Origin of the sequence: Amycolatopsis sp. FBCC-B4732 (assembly GCF_023008405.1) — a bacterium.
Classification (GTDB): domain Bacteria; phylum Actinomycetota; class Actinomycetes; order Mycobacteriales; family Pseudonocardiaceae; genus Amycolatopsis; species Amycolatopsis pretoriensis_A.
The window spans coordinates 6,260,402-6,279,935 of sequence record NZ_CP095376.1; the positions used below are offsets into that span (position 1 = coordinate 6,260,402).

At 72.6% G+C, this 19,534-nt stretch carries 18 protein-coding genes; 8 read left to right on the top strand and 10 right to left on the bottom strand.

What is annotated here, in order from left to right:
• The first annotated feature begins 98 nt into the window (after window positions 1–98).
• The gene (locus MUY14_RS27325; RefSeq protein ID WP_247013225.1) at window positions 99–1,319 is read left to right on the top strand and encodes a multidrug effflux MFS transporter; all 1,221 of its coding nucleotides are present in this window, start codon (window positions 99–101) and stop codon (window positions 1,317–1,319) included.
• Here the strand turns inward: MUY14_RS27325 and MUY14_RS27330 are convergent.
• Both MUY14_RS27330 and MUY14_RS27335 read right to left on the bottom strand, forming a co-directional pair.
• Window positions 1,295–1,675, bottom strand: coding sequence for a hypothetical protein (locus MUY14_RS27330; RefSeq protein ID WP_247013227.1), 381 nt, complete (start codon window positions 1,673–1,675; stop codon window positions 1,295–1,297). The genes MUY14_RS27325 and MUY14_RS27330 overlap by 25 nt on opposite strands.
• A 21-nt stretch (window positions 1,676–1,696) precedes the next feature.
• Complete coding sequence (locus MUY14_RS27335; RefSeq protein ID WP_247013229.1) at window positions 1,697–2,920, bottom strand: NAD(P)/FAD-dependent oxidoreductase; 1,224 nt, start codon at window positions 2,918–2,920, stop codon at window positions 1,697–1,699.
• A gap of 204 nt (window positions 2,921–3,124) precedes the next feature.
• On the opposite strand from MUY14_RS27335, the gene MUY14_RS27340 reads away from it, so the two are divergent.
• From MUY14_RS27340 to MUY14_RS27350, 3 genes are all read left to right on the top strand, one after another.
• Complete coding sequence (locus tag MUY14_RS27340) at window positions 3,125–3,328, top strand: hypothetical protein (protein ID WP_247013231.1); 204 nt, start codon at window positions 3,125–3,127, stop codon at window positions 3,326–3,328.
• A gap of 127 nt (window positions 3,329–3,455) precedes the next feature.
• A complete protein-coding gene (locus MUY14_RS27345) occupies window positions 3,456–5,435 on the top strand; it encodes an SDR family oxidoreductase (protein WP_247013233.1) in 1,980 nt (659 codons plus the stop codon).
• Window positions 5,436–5,748: 313 nt separating this feature from the next.
• On the top strand, window positions 5,749–7,527 hold the full coding sequence (locus MUY14_RS27350; protein WP_247013234.1) for a hypothetical protein: 1,779 nt from the start codon (window positions 5,749–5,751) through the stop codon (window positions 7,525–7,527).
• A gap of 288 nt (window positions 7,528–7,815) precedes the next feature.
• Here the strand turns inward: MUY14_RS27350 and MUY14_RS27355 are convergent, their stop codons facing one another.
• A complete protein-coding gene (locus tag MUY14_RS27355) occupies window positions 7,816–9,138 on the bottom strand; it encodes a PLP-dependent aminotransferase family protein (protein WP_247013236.1) in 1,323 nt (440 codons plus the stop codon).
• A gap of 69 nt (window positions 9,139–9,207) precedes the next feature.
• Here MUY14_RS27355 and MUY14_RS27360 point away from each other — a divergent pair, with 69 nt between their 5' ends.
• Window positions 9,208–9,864: an O-methyltransferase gene (locus tag MUY14_RS27360; RefSeq protein ID WP_247013238.1), complete on the top strand. Its 657-nt coding sequence runs from the start codon at window positions 9,208–9,210 to the stop codon at window positions 9,862–9,864.
• A gap of 15 nt (window positions 9,865–9,879) precedes the next feature.
• Here MUY14_RS27360 and MUY14_RS27365 read toward each other — a convergent pair whose 3' ends face one another.
• Window positions 9,880–11,769 carry a transglycosylase domain-containing protein gene (locus MUY14_RS27365; protein WP_396126591.1) on the bottom strand — a complete coding sequence of 630 codons (1,890 nt, stop codon included), beginning with the start codon at window positions 11,767–11,769 and terminating at the stop codon, window positions 9,880–9,882.
• 79 nt (window positions 11,770–11,848) lie between these two features.
• Window positions 11,849–12,343 carry a MarR family winged helix-turn-helix transcriptional regulator gene (locus tag MUY14_RS27370; RefSeq protein WP_247013240.1) on the bottom strand — a complete coding sequence of 165 codons (495 nt, stop codon included), beginning with the start codon at window positions 12,341–12,343 and terminating at the stop codon, window positions 11,849–11,851.
• Window positions 12,344–12,382: 39 nt separating this feature from the next.
• Between MUY14_RS27370 and MUY14_RS27375 the strand changes: the two genes are divergently transcribed.
• Entirely contained in the window at window positions 12,383–13,246 is an 864-nt protein-coding gene (locus tag MUY14_RS27375) for a helix-turn-helix domain-containing protein (RefSeq protein WP_247013242.1), read from the top strand.
• Window positions 13,247–13,386: 140 nt separating this feature from the next.
• A complete protein-coding gene (locus MUY14_RS27380) occupies window positions 13,387–14,325 on the top strand; it encodes an NADP-dependent oxidoreductase (protein WP_247013244.1) in 939 nt (312 codons plus the stop codon).
• Window positions 14,326–14,355: 30 nt separating this feature from the next.
• Here MUY14_RS27380 and MUY14_RS27385 read toward each other — a convergent pair whose 3' ends face one another.
• Complete coding sequence (locus tag MUY14_RS27385; RefSeq protein ID WP_247013246.1) at window positions 14,356–15,081, bottom strand: FadR/GntR family transcriptional regulator; 726 nt, start codon at window positions 15,079–15,081, stop codon at window positions 14,356–14,358.
• Between the two features lie 105 nt (window positions 15,082–15,186).
• Here MUY14_RS27385 and MUY14_RS27390 point away from each other — a divergent pair, with 105 nt between their 5' ends.
• Complete coding sequence (locus MUY14_RS27390; RefSeq protein WP_247013248.1) at window positions 15,187–15,417, top strand: hypothetical protein; 231 nt, start codon at window positions 15,187–15,189, stop codon at window positions 15,415–15,417.
• 77 nt (window positions 15,418–15,494) lie between these two features.
• On the opposite strand, the gene MUY14_RS27395 is transcribed toward MUY14_RS27390, so the two are convergent.
• Genes MUY14_RS27395 through gcvH form a run of 4 tightly spaced genes read right to left on the bottom strand, consistent with a single transcriptional unit; the run spans window position 15,495 to window position 19,526 of the window.
• Complete coding sequence (locus MUY14_RS27395) at window positions 15,495–16,862, bottom strand: L-serine ammonia-lyase (protein WP_247013250.1); 1,368 nt, start codon at window positions 16,860–16,862, stop codon at window positions 15,495–15,497.
• Window positions 16,863–16,876: 14 nt separating this feature from the next.
• The gene (lipA, locus tag MUY14_RS27400; RefSeq protein WP_247013252.1) at window positions 16,877–17,878 is read right to left on the bottom strand and encodes a lipoyl synthase; all 1,002 of its coding nucleotides are present in this window, start codon (window positions 17,876–17,878) and stop codon (window positions 16,877–16,879) included.
• Entirely contained in the window at window positions 17,875–19,149 is a 1,275-nt protein-coding gene (gene glyA, locus MUY14_RS27405; RefSeq protein ID WP_247013254.1) for a serine hydroxymethyltransferase, read from the bottom strand. The genes lipA and glyA overlap by 4 nt, the downstream gene beginning before the upstream one ends.
• Window positions 19,149–19,526, bottom strand: a complete 378-nt coding sequence (gcvH, locus tag MUY14_RS27410) for a glycine cleavage system protein GcvH (protein ID WP_247013255.1) — start codon at window positions 19,524–19,526, stop codon at window positions 19,149–19,151. The genes glyA and gcvH overlap by 1 nt, the downstream gene beginning before the upstream one ends.
• Between the last annotated feature and the right edge of the window lie 8 nt (window positions 19,527–19,534).

The following is a 19,534-nucleotide window of genomic DNA, read 5'->3' on the forward strand; positions in this document are numbered from 1 at the left end:
TCGGTTCACGCTCATTTGAGCACGGGGTGTCACCGATCACAGCCGGAATAGCACCGGCGCCGGCGTCGCTGGTCGGAAGCAGGACCGGGAGGAGGCCGATGACCACCACGGCGGAACGTACCGCGACCCGCGGGCGCGCGCAGCTGAAGTTCGTCCTCATCCTGGGTGGTCTCTCGGCGTTCGGGCCGCTGTCGATCGACATGTACCTGCCCGCCCTCCCCCGGATGGCCGAGGACCTGCGCGCGGCGGACAGCACGGTCCAGCTGACGCTGAGCGCGTTCATCGTGGGGCTGGCGCTGGGCCAGCTGGTGCTCGGCCCGCTGTCGGACGCGCTGGGCCGCCGCCGCCCGCTGCTGGCGGGGCTGGTGCTGTACATCGTGGGCTCGGTGCTGTGCGCGGTGAGCCCGGACGCGTGGCTGCTGGTCGGCGCGCGGTTCGTCCAGTCGCTGGGCGCGGCCGCGGGCATCGTGATCGCGCGCGCCACGGTCCGCGACCTCTACTCCGGCACCGCGATGACGAAGTTCTTCTCGACGCTGATGCTGGTCAGCGGCCTGGCCCCGATCCTGGCCCCGCTGCTCGGCGGGCAGCTGCTGAACTGGACGTCGTGGCGCGGGGTGTTCGTCGTGCTCACGGTGTTCGGCGCGCTGCTGCTGGCCGTGGTGGTGTTCTTCCTGCCGGAGCCGTCCGCCGTGCGCTCCCCGGCTCGGCTGGGCCAGGTGATGCGGACCTACGGGCGGCTGGCGGCGGACCGGTCGTTCGCGGGGTACGCGCTGGCGTCGGGACTGCTGTTCGCGTCGATGTTCGCCTACATCTCGGGGTCTTCGTTCGCGCTGCAGGGCGTGTACGGGCTGAGTCCGCAGGCGTACAGCGTGGTGTTCGGCGTCAACGGCGTCGGGATCGTGCTGGCGGGCCAGCTCAACGGACGGCTCGTGGGGCGCGTGCGCGAACGGGCGCTGTTGCTGTCCGGGCTGCTTCTGGGTGTCGTGGGCGGGGCTTTCGTGCTGGCGTCGGCGCTGCTGCGGGCGCCGCTGGCGTTCCTGCTGGTGTCGTTGTTCCTGCTGGTGTCGAGCATCGGCCTGGTGATGCCGAACGCGAGTTCGCTGGCGCTCGCTTCCCACGCGCGTTCGGCGGGGTCGGCGTCGGCGTTGCTGGGGGTGCTGCAGTTCGTGGTGGGCGCGGCGGCGACGCCGCTGGTCGGCCTCGGCGGCCCGGGGACGGCGGTGCCGATGGCCGCGACGATGGCGGGGTTCGCGGTGCTGGCTTTGGTGGCGTTCTCGGTTTTGACGCGGGAAAGTCAGCCCGTCGGCTTGGTCGCGTAGCCGGGGAAGCCGCACCAGTCCTTGCGGTTGAACGCTTCCGGGTGGTCGAGGATCTCGCGGACCCGGCGAGCCCAGGTCTCCAGCCAGGCATTCCCCGACCGTGCGGCGACCTCGGCCGTCTCGCGGAACTGCTCCTTCGGCTGCTCGTGGCCGACCACGCAGTAGAGGCTGCCGAGCAGCGTTTCACGGGCCGGGCACGCGGGATCCCCGGCGAGCTCGAGCAGGAGGGGCAGGTTCCCGGGCTCGGCGAGCAGGATGTCCCAGTCCTGCATCGGTTCGTCTTCGCCGCTGTACGCCCAGGCGCGGATTTCCGCGTCGGTCGGGTGGAAGCTGTCCTCGAAGCCTGATTCCTTCACGCGGCGATACTCGCACGAAGATCAGGTCAGCGACGCCAGATCCGCCGTCTTGAGCTGCTCCGCCGTCACCTTCGCGCGGCCGTCGACCAACGCTCCCAGTGCGTCGCCGTCGTCCCACATGTTCACGTTCATCGCCGCCACCACTTCGCCGTCGCGGAGCCAGAACGCCGTGAACTCGCGGGCTGCCAGGTCGCCGCGCACCACCAGTTCGTCCGCCGCCGGGTCCGCCAGCCCCCGGTACTCGCACCCCAGGTCGTACTGGTCGGTGAAGAAGTACGGCGAGGCCAGGAAGGGCTCGTTCTCCCCCAGCAGGTTCTGCGCCACGTGCGTGCCCTGGTCCTTCGCGTTCGCCCAGTGCTCCACGCGGATGCGGCGGCCGTAGCGGGGGTGGAAGTGGGCCGCGATGTCGCCGACCGCATACACGTCCGGGGCTGCCGTGCGCAGGCCCGCGTCGACGCAGACGCCGCCGTCGTCGGACAGTTCCAGGCCCGCCGCGTGGGCCAGTTCCACCCGCGGGGCCGCGCCGACCGCGATCAGGACCACGTCCGCCGCCAGTTCTTCGCCGCCCGCCAAGCGGACGCCGCGGACGCCGTCCGGGCCGCCCGTGATCTCCGCGACCTGCTCGCCCAGGCGGTAGTTCACGCCGTTCGCGACGTGGAGGTCGCGGAACACGCCGCCGATCGTCTCGCCGACGACGTTCGCCAGCGGCACCGGGACCGGGTCCACGACCGTCACGTCCGCGTCGTGCGTGCGGGCGGCCGCCGCGGCCTCCGAGCCGATCCAGCCGGCGCCGACGATCACCACCCGCTCCGCCGCCGCGAACGCCGAGCGCAGCTTCAACGCGTCGTCGAGGGTGCGCAGCGTGTAGAGCCCGGGCAGGTCGCCGCCCGGGACGGGGAGCGACCGCGGCCGGGAGCCGGTGGCCAGGACCAGGCGGTCGTAGCGGTGCTCGCCGCCCGCGTCGTCGAGGACCAGGCGGGCGCCCAGCTCGACGCGCGTCGCCGTGACGCCGGGGCTGAAGCGGACGTCCTTTTCCGCGTAGTACTTCTCCTCGTGCACCCAGTCGGGCTCGTCGGTGTTGCCGAGCAGGACGCCCTTCGACAGCGGCGGCAGCTCGTACGGGCGGTGCGGATCCGAGCCCATCAACAGGACTTCGCCGGTGTAGCCGCGCTCTCGCAACGCGGCCGCGGCGGACGCCCCGCCCAGTCCCGCTCCGACGACGACGATCTTCCGCGGCTCCGACATCAGCGACCTCCCACGACGACGAGACGGTGCGGACGGTACTCCGGAACCGGCCGCGCCACGACCGGGGGATACGCCGGAAATCCGCGAAGCGCAAGGCAAAACCCGCGAGTAGGCAGATCGGGTGAACCGGCGTCATAGCGCCGTCACGGCCCCCTCCCACCCTCGCACGAAGCACGATCGACGAAGAATCGGAGGGCGGCGACCATGAGTCGGGGCGAGTGGTCGATCGGCTGCCGGGATCTGGCCGGCAGGCGCAGGGACGTGACGGTGTTCGTCAGCAACGACAAGGTGGTGCTGGTCGCGCCGCCCGGTGAAGCGGCGGTGCTCGGGCCGCTCGACGTCGGACGGCTTCGGGCCGCCTTGCGTGACGCTGTCGTCGCGACGGCGGAAGAGACGGCCCAACCGTGACCGGGGGTTCCAAGGGGGCGGAGCCCCTTTGGCGGGGGTCTGGGGGTCCGACCCCCTGGGCAACACTGACAACTACCGTTCCTACTTCTCAGTAGGTTAGAGTCGGCCCCGACGGAAGGGACCGGCCATGACGACCTACTTCGTGACGGGTGCGACGGGTTTCATCGGAAAGCGCCTGGTCGCGCGGCTGCTCCGGCGGCCGGAGACGTCCGCGGTGTACGCGCTGGTCCGCGAGACCTCCCGCGAGCGCCTGGCCGCGCTGAGCCGGGACTGGGCGGGGGCGGACAAGCTGCGGCCCGTGGTCGGCGACCTCGGCGAACCGCGGCTCGGCGTCGACCCCGCCGGGTGCGGGCACCTCGACCACGTCGTCCACCTGGGCGCGGTCTACGACCTCACCGCCGGCGAAGAGGCCAACCGGCGCGCCAACGTCGAAGGCACCCGGCACCTGCTCGCCTTCGCCGCCGCGGCCGGCGCCGGGCTGGTGCACCACGTGTCGTCGATCGCCGTCGCGGGCGATCACGCCGGGCGGTTCACCGAGGCCGACTTCGACCTCGGCCAGCGCTTCGGCTCGCCGTACCACGCGACGAAGTTCCAGGCCGAGAAGCTCGTCCGCGAGCAGGCGCTGCCCTTCCGCGTCTACCGGCCGTCCGCGGTCGTCGGCGATTCACGCACCGGCGAGATGGACAAGGTCGACGGCCCCTACTTCTTCCTCCCCGCGATCTCGCGGCTGGCGGCCCTGCCGAAGCGCCTCCCCCTGGCCGCGCCCGACCTCGGCGCGACGAACCTGGTGCCGGTCGACTACGTCGTCGACGCGATGGAGTTCCTGATGCACCGGGACGCGCCGCCGGGGTCGACCTACCACCTCGCCGCCGCGCGGCCGCAGTCGCTCAACTCCGTCTACAACGCCTTCGCGCGCGCCGCCGGCGGGCCGGTCGTCCGGGCGGCGCTGCCCGCCCGGGCCTCGGGCGTGGTCCGGCGCGCGGGCGGGCGGGTCGCGAAGGCGGCCGCGGCCGGGATCGACCGCCTGCCCGGCGGCCGGGCCACGCGGGCCGCCGTCCTCGAAGAGCTGGGCGTCCCGCTCGAAGTGCTGCCGCACCTGAGCATGCCGGTCGAGTTCGACACCGCGCGCACCACGACGGCGTTGTTCGGCAGCGGCATCGAACTGCCCGAACTCCGTGACTACGCGGGCCCGCTCTACCGCTACTGGCAGGCCCACCTCGACCCCGACCGCGCCCGCCACACCCACGGCCTCGCCGGGCGGACGGTGCTGATCACCGGCGCGTCGTCCGGGATCGGCCGGGCGTCGGCGCTCGCCGTGGCGCGCAAGGGCGCGAAGGTGGTCCTCGTGGCGCGGCGCGCGCCGGAACTCGAAGAGGTGCGGGAGGAGATCCTCGCCGCGGGCGGCACCGCGGCCGCGTACCCCTGCGACCTCACCGACGGCGACGCCATCGACGCGCTCGTCAAGGACGTCCTCGGCGAGCACGGCGCGGTGGACGTGCTGGTGAACAACGCGGGCCGGTCGATCCGCCGCTCGGTCGCGCTGTCCACCGAACGGTTCCACGACTTCGAGCGCACGATGGCGATCAACTACTTCGGCCCGGTGCGGCTGATCCTCGGGTTCCTGCCGTCGATGACCGAACGCCGGTTCGGCCACGTCGTCAACGTGACGACCCAGGGCCTGCAGACCGACACCCCGCGCTTCTCCGCGTACCTGGCTTCGAAGGCGGCGCTGGAGGAGTTCGGGCTGGCGGCCGGGCGCGAGACGCTCTCGGACGGCGTCACGTTCACGTCGGTGCGGATGCCACTGGTCCGGACCCCGATGATCGCGCCGACCGGCTACCGCGGCCTCCCGTCGAGCAGCCCGGAACGCGCGGCGGCCCTGGTCGTGAAGGCGTGCGAGGACCGGCCGGAGGTGCTGAGCCTGCCGGAAGGGCGCGCGGCCGAACTGGCGACGCTCGTGGCGCCACGCCTCTCCCGCTTCGCCGCGCACCTGGCGTACTCGGCCGTGCGGGAGTCGGCGCCGGAGGCCCGCGACCTGCCCCGCCGGCCCGCGCCGGCGTCGGTCGCGGCGGCGGTGACCCGCTCGATCTGGCGCCGTCGTGCTTGATCCCCGCGTATTCCGCCGAAACCCTGGCACGGCGGCAACGGTACTTCTACCCTCGCGCGAGTCCCGTACAACGGTACGGGCGTGAACTGGGGAGTTCGAAATGCCGAGTAGCACCACTGGGGAACGCGCCGACAAGACGGCCGAGATCGGCACCGCCCGGCCCGCCTTCGGGTGACGCAGGTGGGTGGTGGCCCGCCGGGGCCACCACCCACCGCCCGGCGATGGTCCGGCGCACGGCCGTCGCACCCCCTGACCGCCCCGGCCAGTACCATCGCTTTCCGGGTGTGATCGGGGAGCGGAAGGCGGGCGTGGCGTGGACGTGGCGAGTCCTGCGCACGCCGCCGCGGAACCCGCGCCCTCGAAGGCTTCCCGGCCGCTGCTGCGCTGGGGGATCCACGCCGGCTGGGTCGTGCTGCTCGCGCTGGCCACCGAACTGCGCGTCGGGCGCTTCGGGTTCCACCCCTCCGACCAGGGGTTCATCCTCGCGCAGGCGTGGCGCGTGCTGCACGGCGAAGTCCCGCACGCCGACATCATCTCCGCGCGCCCGCTCGGCTCGGCCGTGCTGCACGTCGTCGACTTCGCCCTCCCGATGCCGCTGTTCTTCGGGTCGAGCTTCCTGTCCATGATCGAGATCGTCGTGGCGACGATCGCCTTCGCCGCGCTCGTCACCCGGCGCCGGGTGCTGGACTGGGGCCCGGGCATGACGGCGATGGTCGCGGCCGCGTCGCTGATCAACCTCAACGCCTTCCCGCTGATGGCCTGGCACACCGTCGACGGCATCGCGCTCACCGCGTGCGGCGCGTGGGCGCTGGACACCGGGCTGCGCACCGGCCGCGCGCTCGCCCGCCGCGGCGGGCTGGTGCTGCTCGGGTGCGCGGTGTTCGTCAAGCAGAGCTTCGCGCTGGCCGCCGTGATCGGCGTGCTGTGGCTGCTGCTGCACCCGGCCACCCGGACCGGGGCGCGGCGCGTGGTGCGGGTGCTGCTCGACCTGCTCGCACTCGGCGCGCCCGGGCTGGCGTACGTCGCCTGGGTCGCCATCGGCGGCGGGTTCGCCGAGATGGTCGAGCAGCTCACCGGCGGCGTGCCCGCGTACGGCGAACGGCTGCTCGGGCTGTGGCTGGCCGACCCCGAGGCGCTGACCCGCGCACCGGTGCGCGAACTCGGGTTCTTCGCCGCGATCGCCGTGGTGCTGCTGGCCGTCCGGCTGCCCGGCGACCGGCTCGGCGCGGCCGGGCGGGCCGCGTCCTGGGTGCTGGTGCTCGCCGGGGCGGCCGCGGTGGTCTGGACCGTCGTCGACGGCCGGTTCACCGGCTCCTCGCGCTGGGCCGACGTCCTGTGGTGGATCGTCGCGGTCAGCGTGCCGGTGAACGCGGCCGTGGCGCGGAGGGTGCCGTGGGCCGGGCTGCTCGTGCTCGCCACCGGGTTCATGACCAGCCTGTCGTGGGGCAACGACACCCCGACGCTGCTCACCGGCACCCTCGCGCTGACGGCGTTGCTGCTGCTGAGCCACGTCGTCCCGCCCCGGCCGCGGCTGGCGCGCCGCTGGGTCACCGCGACGGCCGGGCTGACCGCGGTCGCGGTGTGCGGCTGGGTCGTCGTCGCGCGCCACGACCAGGCCGCCTACCTCGACCTCGGGCACGACCGGCTGACCGCGGACCTCGGCGACGTCAGCCCGGCGATGTCGGGCATCCGCACGAACCCCTCGACCTACGCCTACGTCCGGCAGATCCGCGACTGCCTCGACCGCTTCCCGGCCCCGCGCACGGCGGTCCTGCCGGACAACGCGTTCGCCTACCCCGCCTTCCGCCTGAACAACCCGTTCCCGCTGGAATGGCCGCTGCCACTGGAGATCGTCGGCGACGCGCCCGAGCGGATGCTCGCGAAGAGCGACGAGCTCAACCGCGAGGGCGGGTACCTGGTGCTGTTCCAGACGGTGCCGAGCCGGTTGCTGGCCACCGGCGGCCCGGTCCCGGCGTCGGTCCCGGCCGACACGCCGGTGTTCACCTACCTCGGCCTGGAGACGGCGATCCAGGCCCGCCTCACCGGCCGCGCGGTGACCTGCGGCAGCTTCGTGGGCAAGTACGCGCCCTGAGCGGCGGGGCGCACCACCATCGCCCGCTCGTAGTCCGCGAAACGGTCTCGACAGCACCGGGGTGCGCGGCCGAGTTCGGCACCGGCGTGGCCGGACGCTCAATCCGCCAGCAGGTCGTCCGGGCTCCCGCCCGCCAGCCCGGCCGGATTCGCTGAGCGCGCCCGCCGAACCGGAGCTTTCGGCGGCCACCTCGGCACTGCGCACCACCATCGCCCGCTCGTAGTCCGCGAAACGGTCTCGACAGCACCGGGGTGCGCGGCCGAGTTCGGCACCGGCGTGGCCGGACGCTCAATCCGCCAGCAGGTCGTCCGGGCTCCCGCCCGCCAGCCCGGCCAAGACGTCCAGCGCCGCACTCAAGATCTCCACCGGCGGCGCCGACACCGCGACCCGCACGGCGTTCGGCGCGTGCCCCGGCAGCACGGCGAACGCCGCCGCCGGGGAGAGTGCTATCCCGTGCCGGGCCGCGGCGGCCACGAACGTGTCCGCTCGCCAGTGGTCCGGCAGCTCCCACCAGCGGTGGTACGAAGCCGCGTCGCCGCGCAGGTCCGGGAGCTTCTCCCGGACCACCAGTGCCCGCGCGGCGGCGTCGCGGCGTTTGGCGGCCTCGACTTCGGCGAGCGTGCCCGTCACGATCCACTGCGTCGCCGCTTCGACGGCGAAGCGCGACGCCGCCCAGCCGCCCGAGCGCACCGACGACGCCAGCCGGGCGGCCCACCGCGGCGGCGGCACCAGGAAGCCCGCGGTCAGGCCGGGCGCGACGCGTTTGGACAGGCTGTCGACGAAGACCGTCCGCTCCGGCGCGTAGGCGGCGAACGGCCGGACGTCGTCGCGCAGGAACGTGTAGATGCCGTCCTCGATCACCGGCAGGTCGAGCCGCTCGACGACTTCGGCCAGCTCCTCCCGCCGTCGCGCGGGCATCGTCGTGCCGAGCGGGTTGTGCAGCGTCGGCTGGACGTACAGCGCGCGCACCGGCTCCGCCGCGGCGAGGGCCGCCGGCACGAGGCCGTCCTCGTCGGTCTCGATCGGCACGAGCTCGATCCCGAGCCGCGCCGCCAGCGCCTTGACCACCGGGTACGTCAGCGACTCCACCGCGAGCCGCTCCCCCACCGGGACGAACGCGGCGATCGCCGCCGCGATGGCCTGCCTGCCGTTGCCGGTGAACAGGATCGTCGCGGGGTCCGGGCGCCACTCGCGCCGGGTGAGCAACGCGGCCGCCGCCGTCCGGGCCGCCGGCGTCCCCGCGGCGCCGATCGGGTGCAGGGCCGCGGTGAGGACGTCCGCGCGCAGCAACGGTTCCAGTGCCTTCGCCAGCAGCGCCGACTGGTCGGGCAGGACGGCGAAGTTGAGTTCGAGGTCGACGCGGGCGTCGCCGGGCTCGGCGAGCGCGGGCTCGGGCGGCGGCTTCGCGGCCCGGACGAACGTGCCGCGGCCGACTTCGCCGACGGCCAGGCCGCGCCGGACGAGCTCGCCGTAGACGCGGGCGGCGGTGGAGTTCGCGATGCCGTGCTGCCGCGCGAACCGGCGCTGCGGCGGGAGCCGGTCGCCGGGGCGCAGCCGGCCGGCTTCGATGTCGGCCGCGAGGGTGTCCGCGACGACGCGGTAGTCGTCCATGTCCACCTTTCCCGCTTCCGGTCGCTCCTGAGCATGATCCCAGCCCGCTAGATTGGCCGTGGAGGTGCCATGACCGACAAGACCTGGGCCGAAGTCGACGACTACCTCACCGGCGCGCTGCTCGCCCCCGATCCGGTGCTCGACGACGCACTCGCCGACTCGGCCGCCGCCGGGTTGCCGTCCATCGCCGTCGCGCCCAACCAGGGCAAGCTGCTGAACCTGCTGGCCCGCCTGTCCGGCGCGCGGGCGATCCTCGAGATCGGCACGCTCGGCGGGTACAGCACGATCTGGCTGGCCCGCGCGCTCCCGGTCGGTGGCAAGCTGGTGACCTGCGAATACGAACCGAAACACGCGGAAGTCGCGAAGGCGAACCTGGCCCGGGCGGGCTTCGGCGAGGACGTCGCCGAGATCCGGGTCGGCGCCGCGCTGGACACGCTGCCCACGCTCACCGGGCCGTTCGACTTCGTGTTCGTCGACGCCGACAAGGCCAACCTGGCGAACTACGTGCGGGCCGCGCTGGAGCTGTCCCGGCCGGGCACCACGATCGTCGTCGACAACGTCGTGCGCCAGGGCCGGGTCGCCGACGCGGGCAGCGACGACCCGAACGTCCGCGGTGCGCGGGAGATGTTCGACGTGCTCGCCGCCGAGCCGCGGCTGGACGCGACCGCCGTCCAGACCGTCGGCACCAAGGGGCACGACGGGTTCGTGCTGGGCATCGTCCGGTAGCCGCTTTCCGACGGCTCAGCGCGGTGGCCGGGCCACCGGTGACGGCGGCGGCACCACCTGGTGCGCCGCCGTCATGAAGCCGCGCCAGACGTCGGCCGGGACGACGTCTCCGGTCAGCTTCGCGCCGTGGGCGTCCTTGAGCCGCCGGTCGTCGTCGGAGCCGATCCAGACCGCGGTCGCGAGCTGCCCGGTGTAGCCGACGGCCCAGGCGTCCTGGTTGTCCGGGCTGTTCCCGTGCTCGGCCTCGCCGGTGCGCAGCGCGGTGCCGCCGTCGCCGGTCAGGGTGCTGGTGACGTCCCGGGCGACGCGGTGACTGGCGTCGTCGTCGCCGAACGCCGGGCTCGCGGTGTCCGGGGCCTCCCACACCACCGCGCCGCTCTCGTCGCGCACCTTCGCGACCAGGTGCGGGGTCGTGCGCCGGCCGTCGGCGGCGAAGGTCGCGTAGGCGCCGGCCAGGTCGAGCGGCCGCACCGGGTACCGGCCGACCGCGATCCCCGGCCCGATGAGGAAGCCGTCCTTCTCGCGCATGGTCGGGACGCCGTCGACGGTCTCCGGGATGCCGGCCCGGCGCGCGGTCTCGCTCAGCGCGTCCGGGCCGAGCTGCTTGGCCAGCGCGACGAAGGGCCCGTCGGCGTGCTTCCCCATGGCCGTGCGCGGGGTGCACCGCGGGCCGCAGACGTCCGGGTACTGGAAGTTCTCGCCGAGGAACTCGAGCTTCGACGGCGACGGGATCGGCTGGTCGGCGCCGTAGCCGTGGCGCAGCAGCGCGGCGAGCGTGAAGGGGTAGAACGCCGAACCCGGCGCGTGCGAGGTGCCCGCGTAGTCGCGCACGCCCTGGTCGCCGCCGTTGTAGGCGCGGACGGCCCCGGTCCGCGGGTCGACCGCGACGACGGCGCCGCGGAACTCCTTCGGTTCGCCCTTCAGCCGGTCCTGCAACGCTTTCTCGGCGGCGTCCTGCATCCCGCGGTCCAGCGTCGTCTCGACCGTCATGTTCCCCTGCTGGAGCCGGCCGAGCGGGAAGCCTGCCCGGTCGAGCTCGGCGAGCACCTGCTGCTTGACGTGGAATTCGTCGTAGGTCACGCGGCCCGCCCGGGTTTCCGAGGGCGGCTGGATCTCGGGGCCGGGGTACGCCATCGCCTCGCCGCTCTTGACGTACCCGCGGCCGCGGAGCTTGTCGCGCACGTACTCCCAGCGCCGCCCGGCGTGCGCGTCGCCGGACGCGGCCGGGTCGTGCACCGACGGCGACTGGATCATCCCGGCGAGGAAAGCCGCTTCGCTCCAGGTGATCGAGTCGTCGAGCTTCTTGCCGAAGTAGGCGTTCATCGCCGCCGCGGGCCCGAACGTGCCGCGGCCGAAGGAGATGATGTTGACGTAGCTCTCGAAGATCTGTTCCTTGCTCTGCTCCTGCGTGATCTTCGTGGCCAGCACGAGCTCGGCGAACTTGCGGCCGATCGTGGCGTCGTCGTCGCCGGTGGACTTCTTGATGTACTGCTGGGTGATCCCGGACCCGCCGCCGACGCCGGTGAGGAACGCGCGGCCGATGCCGGTCGGGTCGAACCCCTGGTTGTCCCAGAAGGTCGGGTCCTCGGTGGCGATGATGGCGTCCCGCAGCTTCGCCGGCACCTGCGCGTAGGGCACGAACATCCGGTCGCCGTCGGCCGGGATCACCTTCAGCAGCTCGGAACCGTCGGAGTACCGCAGCACGACGGTCTTGTCGAGCCCGGCCAGCACCTCCTGCGGGCTGCGGACGTCGAGCACGAGGTAGGCGACCCAGAACGCGATCAGCGGGACGCCGGCCAGCACGCCGAACGTCCGGTACGCGGTCCGCCGGACGCGCCGCCACCGCCGCCGTCGCGGGGTTTTGACGGCGGGTTCGTCGGTCGGCTCCTCGTTCGGCAAGGTCACGAACGGATGACGGCCGGACGGGTGAAAAGGTTCTGTGGAGAACTACCGCGGGTTGTTCGAATCCTGTCAAGACACGCCGTTAGCCGCCGGCTCGCCTCCGGGGAGCCGCCGAGCGCGGTGGCGTCGAGCGCATGTGGTCCCGGACCGGGGCCAGCAGGCCGGCGAGGGTTTCGACGTCGGCGCGGGAGAGCGGCTCGAAGAGCAGGCCGCTGACCACCTCGATGTGCCCGGGCAGCACCTGCGCGAGCCGCTCGCGCCCGGCGTCGGTGAGGGTGACCGTGGTGCTCCGCTCGTCGTCCGGCGACGGCGACCGCACCACCAGGCCGGCCTTCTCGAGCAGGCCCGCCTGGTAGGTCAGGCCGCTGCGGCTGTAGACGACGCCGTCGGCCAGGTCGGTCATGCGGTGACTGCCCGTCGGCGAGTCCCCGAGCCGGGCCAGCAGCTGGAACTGAACGTAGCTGAGCTCGCCGGCCTCGCGCAGCTGCTGCTCGACCGCGTGCCGCAGCAGGCTGGTCACCTCGACGAGGTCGAAGTAGGCGCCGAGCTGCACGGGGTCGAGCGACGGTTGCGGCATGCCCGAAGTCTACTGCTTCGAATTCGAAGGAGTCCGGTGGTGCAGACTGGCGCCATGTCGCTGTCCGAGCTGGGCGCCGCGGTCCGCCGGCTGCGCGAGCGGGCCGAGCCGCCCGCCGGGCCGCGGACCGGGCGGCGGGTCCGCGGGCTCCGCCGGGAAGAGCTCGCCGAGCTGGCCGGGGTGTCCGCGGACTACGTGCGCCGGCTGGAGCAGGGCCGCCGCCACCCGTCGGCCGGCGTGGTGACCGCGATCGCCCGCGCGCTGCGGATCAGCCGGGCGGACTACGAGCGGCTGTGCGCGCTCGCCGGGTACGCGGCCGCCGACGGGCAGGTGCCGCGCGAAGCCGGGGCGGCGGCGATCCGGCTGCTGGAGCGGTTCGGCGGCACCCCGGCGTTCCTGACCGACCGGGCGTGGAACGTCGTCGCCGTCAACGGTGCATGGCTGGCGCTCGGCGGCGGGGCGGCGACCGGGAGCGGCCGGGACTGGAACGTCGCGTGGCGCACGTTCCGCGACGCGCGCGGGGAGATCTCCCGGACCGACGAGCACCAGGCCGCGTTCCGGGCCGCGCTCGCCGCCCGGCTCCGCGACACGCACCTGCGATACCCCGCCGACCAGGGACTCGCCGGCCTCGTCGACGAGCTGCGGAGCACCAGCCGGGTGTTCGACGCGTTGTGGCGCGCCCCGGAAACGGTGTCGGCGTACGAAAACCGCGCGGTGTTCCGCACGCCGGACGGCGAGGACATCGCGCTCGACGGCAGCCTGCTCGACGTGCCAGGGGACGACCTGATGGCGGTGGTCCTCACCGCGGCGCCGTCCTCGCCCGACGCGGCCCGCCTCGCCGAGGTCGTCCGCGCCGCCCGCGGGCCGGCCGTACTCAGGGTGGGCCAAGCCGGCCCAGGCTGAGCCCGGCCGCGACCACGATCCTGAGCCGTGTGGATCAAGGGTGACCGGCACCACTTGCTTTGAATTCGAAGCAGTTGTAGCGTGGTCCGCAGTTGCTTCGAATTCGAAGCACATGGCTCTCACCGAAAGCGAGAACTCCGATGAAGGCAGTGCGTTTCCACGACTACGGCGGCCCGGAAGTCCTGCGCTACGAGGACGTGGACCTGCCGGTGCCGGGCGCGGGGCAGGTCCGGCTCCGGGTCGCCGCGACGTCGTTCAACTCCGTCGACGGCAACATCCGCGGCGGCTTCATGCGCGGCCCCATCCCCGTCGAGCTGCCCCACACCCCGGGCATCGACGTCGCCGGCACGGTCGACGCGCTCGGTGACGGCGTCGACGGCCTGGCGGTCGGCGACCGGGTCGTCGGCTTCCTGCCGATGGACGGCGCCGGCGCGGCCGCGGAGTACGTCGTCGCACCGGCCGAGGCCCTGACGGCGGCGCCCCGGGACGTCCCGCTGGCCGACGCGGCCGCGTTGCCGCTGGTCGGCCTGACCGCGCGGCAAGCACTCTTCGACCACGGCGGGCTGCGCTCGGGGCAGCGCGTGCTGATCAACGGCGCCGGCGGCGCGGTCGGCGGCTACGCCGTGCAGCTGGCCAAGGGGGCCGGCGCCCACGTCATCGCGACGGCGAGCCCGCGCAGCACCGACGCGGTCAAGGCCGCCGGCGCCGACGAAGTCGTCGAGCACACCACGACGCCGGTGACCGCGGCGGTGACCGAGCCGGTCGACCTGGTGCTCAACCTCGCCCCGGTCGACCCGGCGGAGCTGGCCGCGCTGGTCACGCTGATCCGGCCGGGCGGCGCGCTGGTGAACACGACGGTGTGGATGCCGGCGCCGTCCGACGAGGAGCGCGGCGTGCGCGGCATCGACCTGTTCGTCCGCAGCGACGCCGATCAGCTGGCGAAGCTGGTGGCCCTGGTCGACCAGGGCGAGCTGCGCGTCGACGTGGCCGAGCGGGTGCCGCTGGCCGAGCTGCCGGCGTTGCACGCACGGGCCGCCGAGGGCGCGGTGCACGGCAAGGTCGTCGTCGTCCCGGCCTGAGCGCTACCCGAGCCAACGACGGTCCGAGCGTCAGGAGAGGAAGGCGCGGAGGAGGGACGCCGTGCCTTCGATGTGCTCCGCCATCGCCTGGCGGGCGGCGGGGGCGTCGCCGGCGAGGATCGCGTCGACGATGGCCTCGTGCTGGGCGTTCGAGTGCTCGAGGTTGGGCGGCAGCAAGGGGATCCGGTCGAGCAGCTGGTTGACCCGGGTGCGGGCGTCGGCCATCGCCGTGGTCAGGGAGCCGGATGCGGTGACCTCGGCGATCGCCAGGTGCAGGCGGGAATCCTTGCGCCGGTAGTCCTCGAGGTCCGCGCCCGCGGCCTCGGCGAGCGTGCCGGTGAGGTGCTGCCGGTCGGCGGGGCTCAGCGACCGCGCCGCGGCCATCTCGGCGGCGCCGGTTTCGAGGACGTACCGGAGGCTCAGCGCGTCCTCCAGCCCGACCGCGTCGACCTTGCCGCTGGGTGACTTCTCGGAAGGTGCGGGGAGGCTCTCGTTCACGAACGTGCCGCCGTACCGACCTCGGCGTGACTCCACGTAACCGGCGTCGGAGAGCGCCCGGATGGCTTCCCGCAACGTCACGCGGCTGACCCCGAGCCGCTCGGCGAGCTCCCGTTCCGACGGCAGCCGCTCCCCCGCGCCGACCACGCCGAGCCGGATGGCCTGCAGCAGCCGCTCGACCGTCTCCTCGAAGGCGTTGCCCGTGCGAACCGGCCGGAACAGCGCTTCACCGGCATTCGCCACCGACGTCGACTCCATCCCGCGAGTCTAGGCGCCGCACGCCGGCCGCGGTCACCCTGCGTTCCCGCGCCGGTGTTCGCCGGGCGGAAAACCGGTGGATCCGGACGGCCACGGTGAGCGACGATGGGGCGACCGACACCGAACATCGACGCAGGGGGCGATCCGGTGCACTTCCTCATGGCGGAGGACTTGGTCCACGAACGGGAGAACGAGTTGCGCCACGGCGTGCGCAACCGCCCACCCGGCCGTGCGACGCCGAGACGCCGCACGGGCACGAGAAAGCAGCAATTCGGCTGGACCCTGGTCGAAGTCGGCCTGCGGCTGGCGGTCGAGCCGGAAGACGAGCCGCGCTGACCCGAAGCGGCACTTTCCCTACGAAAGTGCGGTGCCACCCCAGGTCCGCACTTTCCCTATGAAAGTGCGGCTTCGGGTCAGCACTCGATGACGTTCACCGCCAGGCCGCCGCGGGCGGTTTCCTTGTACTTGACGCTCATGTCCGCGCCCGTCTCGCGCATCGTCTTGATCGCCTTGTCCAGCGTCACCACGTGGCTGCCGTCGCCGCGCATCGCCATGCGGGCCGCGTGGATCGCCTTCGACGCGCCCACCGCGTTGCGCTCGATGCACGGGATCTGGACCAGGCCGCCGACCGGATCACAAGTGAGCCCGAGGTGGTGCTCCACGCCGATCTCCGCCGCGTTCTCCACCTGGGCCGGTGAGCCGCCGAGGACCTCCGTCAGGCCCGCCGCGGCCATCGCCGACGCCGAACCGACTTCGCCCTGGCAGCCGACTTCGGCGCCCGAGATCGAGCCCGTCTGCTTGAGGATCGAGCCGATCGCGCCCGCCGTGAGCATGAACTTGACGATGCCGTCGTCGGTCGAGTGGCGGATGAAGCGCTGGTAGTAGTGCAGCACCGCCGGGATGATCCCCGCCGCGCCGTTGGTCGGGGCCGTCACCACGCGGCCGCCCGCGGCGTTCTCCTCGTTGACCGCCAAGGCGTACAGGCTCACCCAGTCCATCGCGTACAGCGGGTCGTCCAGGCCGTCCTCGGCCAGGAGCTTCTCGTGCAACGCCTTCGCGCGCCGCGGCACCTTCAGGCCGCCCGGGAGCACGCCTTCGTGGGTGCAGCCGTTGCGGACGCACTCGGCCATGACGGCCCAGATGTCCAGGAGCCCGTCGCGCACCTCTTCGCGCGAGCGCCAGGCCAGCTCGTTCGCCAGCATGACCTCGCTGATCGGCAGCCCGGTTTCCGCGCAGTGCCCGAGCAGGTCCGCGCCCGTGCGGAACGGGTACGGCACCGGCGTCGAGTCCTCGACGAACACCGCGTCGGTCTCGTAGGACTCGTCGCGCACGAATCCGCCGCCGACCGAGTAGTACGTCCGTTCGCGCAGCAGCTCACCGGCGGCGTCGAACGCGCGGAAGACCATGCCGTTCGGGTGCGCGGGCAGCGACTTGCGGCGGTGCATGGTGAGGTCGTTGTCCTCGTCGAACGCGATCTCGTGCGTGCCGCCGACTTTCAGCCGCCCGGACTCGCGGATCTCCGCGATCTTGCCCGGCACGGTGTCGGTGTCGATCTCTTCGGGACGCTCACCGGAAAGCCCGAGCAGGACGGCTTTGTCGCTGCCGTGGCCGAAGCCGGTCGCGCCGAGCGAGCCGAACAGCTCGGCCTGCACGCGGGAAGTCCGCGCGAGGTCGTCACCGAGTCCGTCCACAAAGGTCAGTGCCGCCCGCATCGGCCCGACGGTGTGGGAGCTCGACGGGCCGATGCCGATGGAAAACAGGTCGAAGACGCTGATCGCCATTGATCCGCCCCTTCCTATCGCGCCAGCAGAGAGCTGGCTTCTTGCGCGGCCGGGCCCTGGTCGGCGAGGTGCTGCAGGTTCGACGGCAGCTCCTCCCCACGGTAACCCTTGGTCTGCGCGTAGAGCCGTCCCGCGCGGTAGGACGAGCGCACCAGGGGCCCCGCCATCACGCCCGCGAAGCCCATCGCCTCGGCAGCCTTCGAGTGCTCGACGAACTCTTCGGGCTTCACCCACCGGTCCACCGGGTGGTGGCGCGGGGAGGGCCGCAGGTACTGCGTGATCGTCAGGATCTCGCACCCCGCGTCGACCAGGTCCTGCATCGCCGGAGCCACCTCATCCGGCGTCTCACCCATGCCCAGGATCAGGTTCGACTTCGTCACCAAACCCGCCTCACGCGCGGCAGTGATGACCTCGAGCGAACGCGCGTAGCGGAAGCCCGGACGGATCCGCTTGAAGATCCGCGGCACCGTCTCCACGTTGTGCGCCAAGACTTCCGGCCGCGACCCGAACACCTCGGCCAGCTGCGCCGGATCCGCGTTGAAGTCCGGGATCAGCAACTCGACACCCGTACCCGGGTTCAACGCGTGAATCTGGCGCACGGTCTCCGCATACAGCCACGCGCCGCCATCCTCAAGGTCATCACGGGCGACGCCGGTGACCGTCGAATACCGCAAACCCATCGCCTGCACCGACTCCGCGACCTTCCGCGGCTCAGTCCGATCCAGCTCGGCGGGCTTACCCGTGTCGATCTGACAGAAGTCACACCGACGGGTGCACTGGTCCCCACCGATCAGGAACGTGGCCTCCCGGTCTTCCCAGCACTCGTAGATGTTGGGACAACCAGCCTCTTCGCACACGGTGTGCAGACCCTCACGGCGCACCAGGCCCTTGAGTTCGGTGAACTCCGGCCCCATCCGCACCCGCGTCTTGATCCACGGCGGCTTCTTCTCGATCGGCGTCTCACTGTTGCGTACCTCGAGACGCAGCAGCTTCCGGCCTTCGGGCAGCGCGCTCACCGGGACAGGTCCGCGTACAACGGGTGCTTCGCGGCCAGCGCCTCGACGCGGTCGCGCAGCTTCGAACGCAGGGCGTCGTCGAAGTCCGGCTTGAGCGCCTCGGCGATGACGTCGGCGACCTCGGTGAAGTCCTCGGCCTGGAACCCGCGGGTGGCGAGCGCCGGCGTGCCGATGCGCAAGCCCGACGTGATCATCGGCGGGCGCGGGTCGAACGGGACGGCGTTGCGGTTGACCGTGATGCCGACCTCGTGCAGCCGGTCCTCGGCCTGCTGACCGTCCAGAGTGGACTGGACGAGGTCGACCAGCACCAGGTGGACGTCGGTGCCGCCGGTCAGCACCCGCACACCGGCGTCGGCGCAGTCCGCCTGGGACAACCGCGAAGCCAGGATCCGCGAGCCTTCGAGGGTGCGCTGCTGGCGCTCCTTGAACTCCTCGCTCGCGGCGATCTTAAGCGCGACGGCCTTGGCCGCGATGACGTGTTCGAGGGGCCCGCCCTGCTGGCCGGGGAACACCGCCGAGTTGATCTTCTTCGCCAGCTCCTGCCGCGACAGGATCAGGCCGCCGCGCGGGCCGCCCAGGGTCTTGTGCGTGGTCGTGGTGACAATGTCGGCGTGCGGCACCGGCGACGGGTGCAGCCCGGCCGCGACCAGCCCGGCGAAGTGCGCCATGTCGACCATCAGCTTGGCCTCGACCAGGTCCGCGATCCGGCGGAACTCGGCGAAGTCGAGCTGACGCGGGTAGGCGGACCAGCCGGCGATGATCAGCTTCGGCTGGTGCTCGACGGCCAGGCGCTCGATCTCGGCGAGGTCGACGATGCCGGTCTCTTTGTCGACGTGGTAGGCGACGACGTTGTAGAGCTTGCCCGAGAAGTTGATCTTCATCCCGTGCGTCAGGTGCCCGCCGTGCGCCAGGTCGAGGCCGAGGATCGTGTCGCCCGGCTTGAGCACGGCGAACATCGCGGCCGCGTTGGCCTGCGCGCCCGAGTGCGGCTGGACGTTGGCGTGCTCGGCGCCGAACAGGGCCTTCGCGCGGTCGATGGCGAGCTGCTCGACGACGTCGACGTGCTCGCAGCCGCCGTAGTAGCGGCGGCCGGGGTAGCCCTCGGCGTACTTGTTGGTCAGCACCGACCCCTGCGCCTCGAGCACGCCCACCGGGGCGAAGTTCTCCGACGCGATCATTTCCAGGGTGGACTGCTGGCGGGTCAGTTCGTCGGCGACGGCCGCGGCGACCTCGGGGTCGACTTCGGACAGGTGCTGGTCGAACGTCGTCATCAGTTCTCCTGGGTGAGCGCGGCGTACGCGGCGGCGTCGAGCAGGTCCGGCACGTCCCCGGTCAGACGCACCTTCAGCAGCCAGCCTTCCGTGTACGGGTCGGAGTTGATGACCTCGGGGGTGTCGGCTGTGGTGCCGTTCACCTCGACGACCTCGCCGGAGACGGGCGCGTACAGCTCGCTGACCGACTTGGTCGACTCGACCTCGCCGAAGACCTCGCCGGCGGTGATCGCCGAGCCGGCGTCCGGCAGCTGGACGAACACGATGTCACCGAGCGACTCGGCGGCGAAGGCGGTGATGCCCACGGTGGCGACGCCGTCTTCGACGGACAGCCACTCGTGTTCCTTGGTGTACTTCAGGTTCTCGGGGATGCTCACAGCTGGGA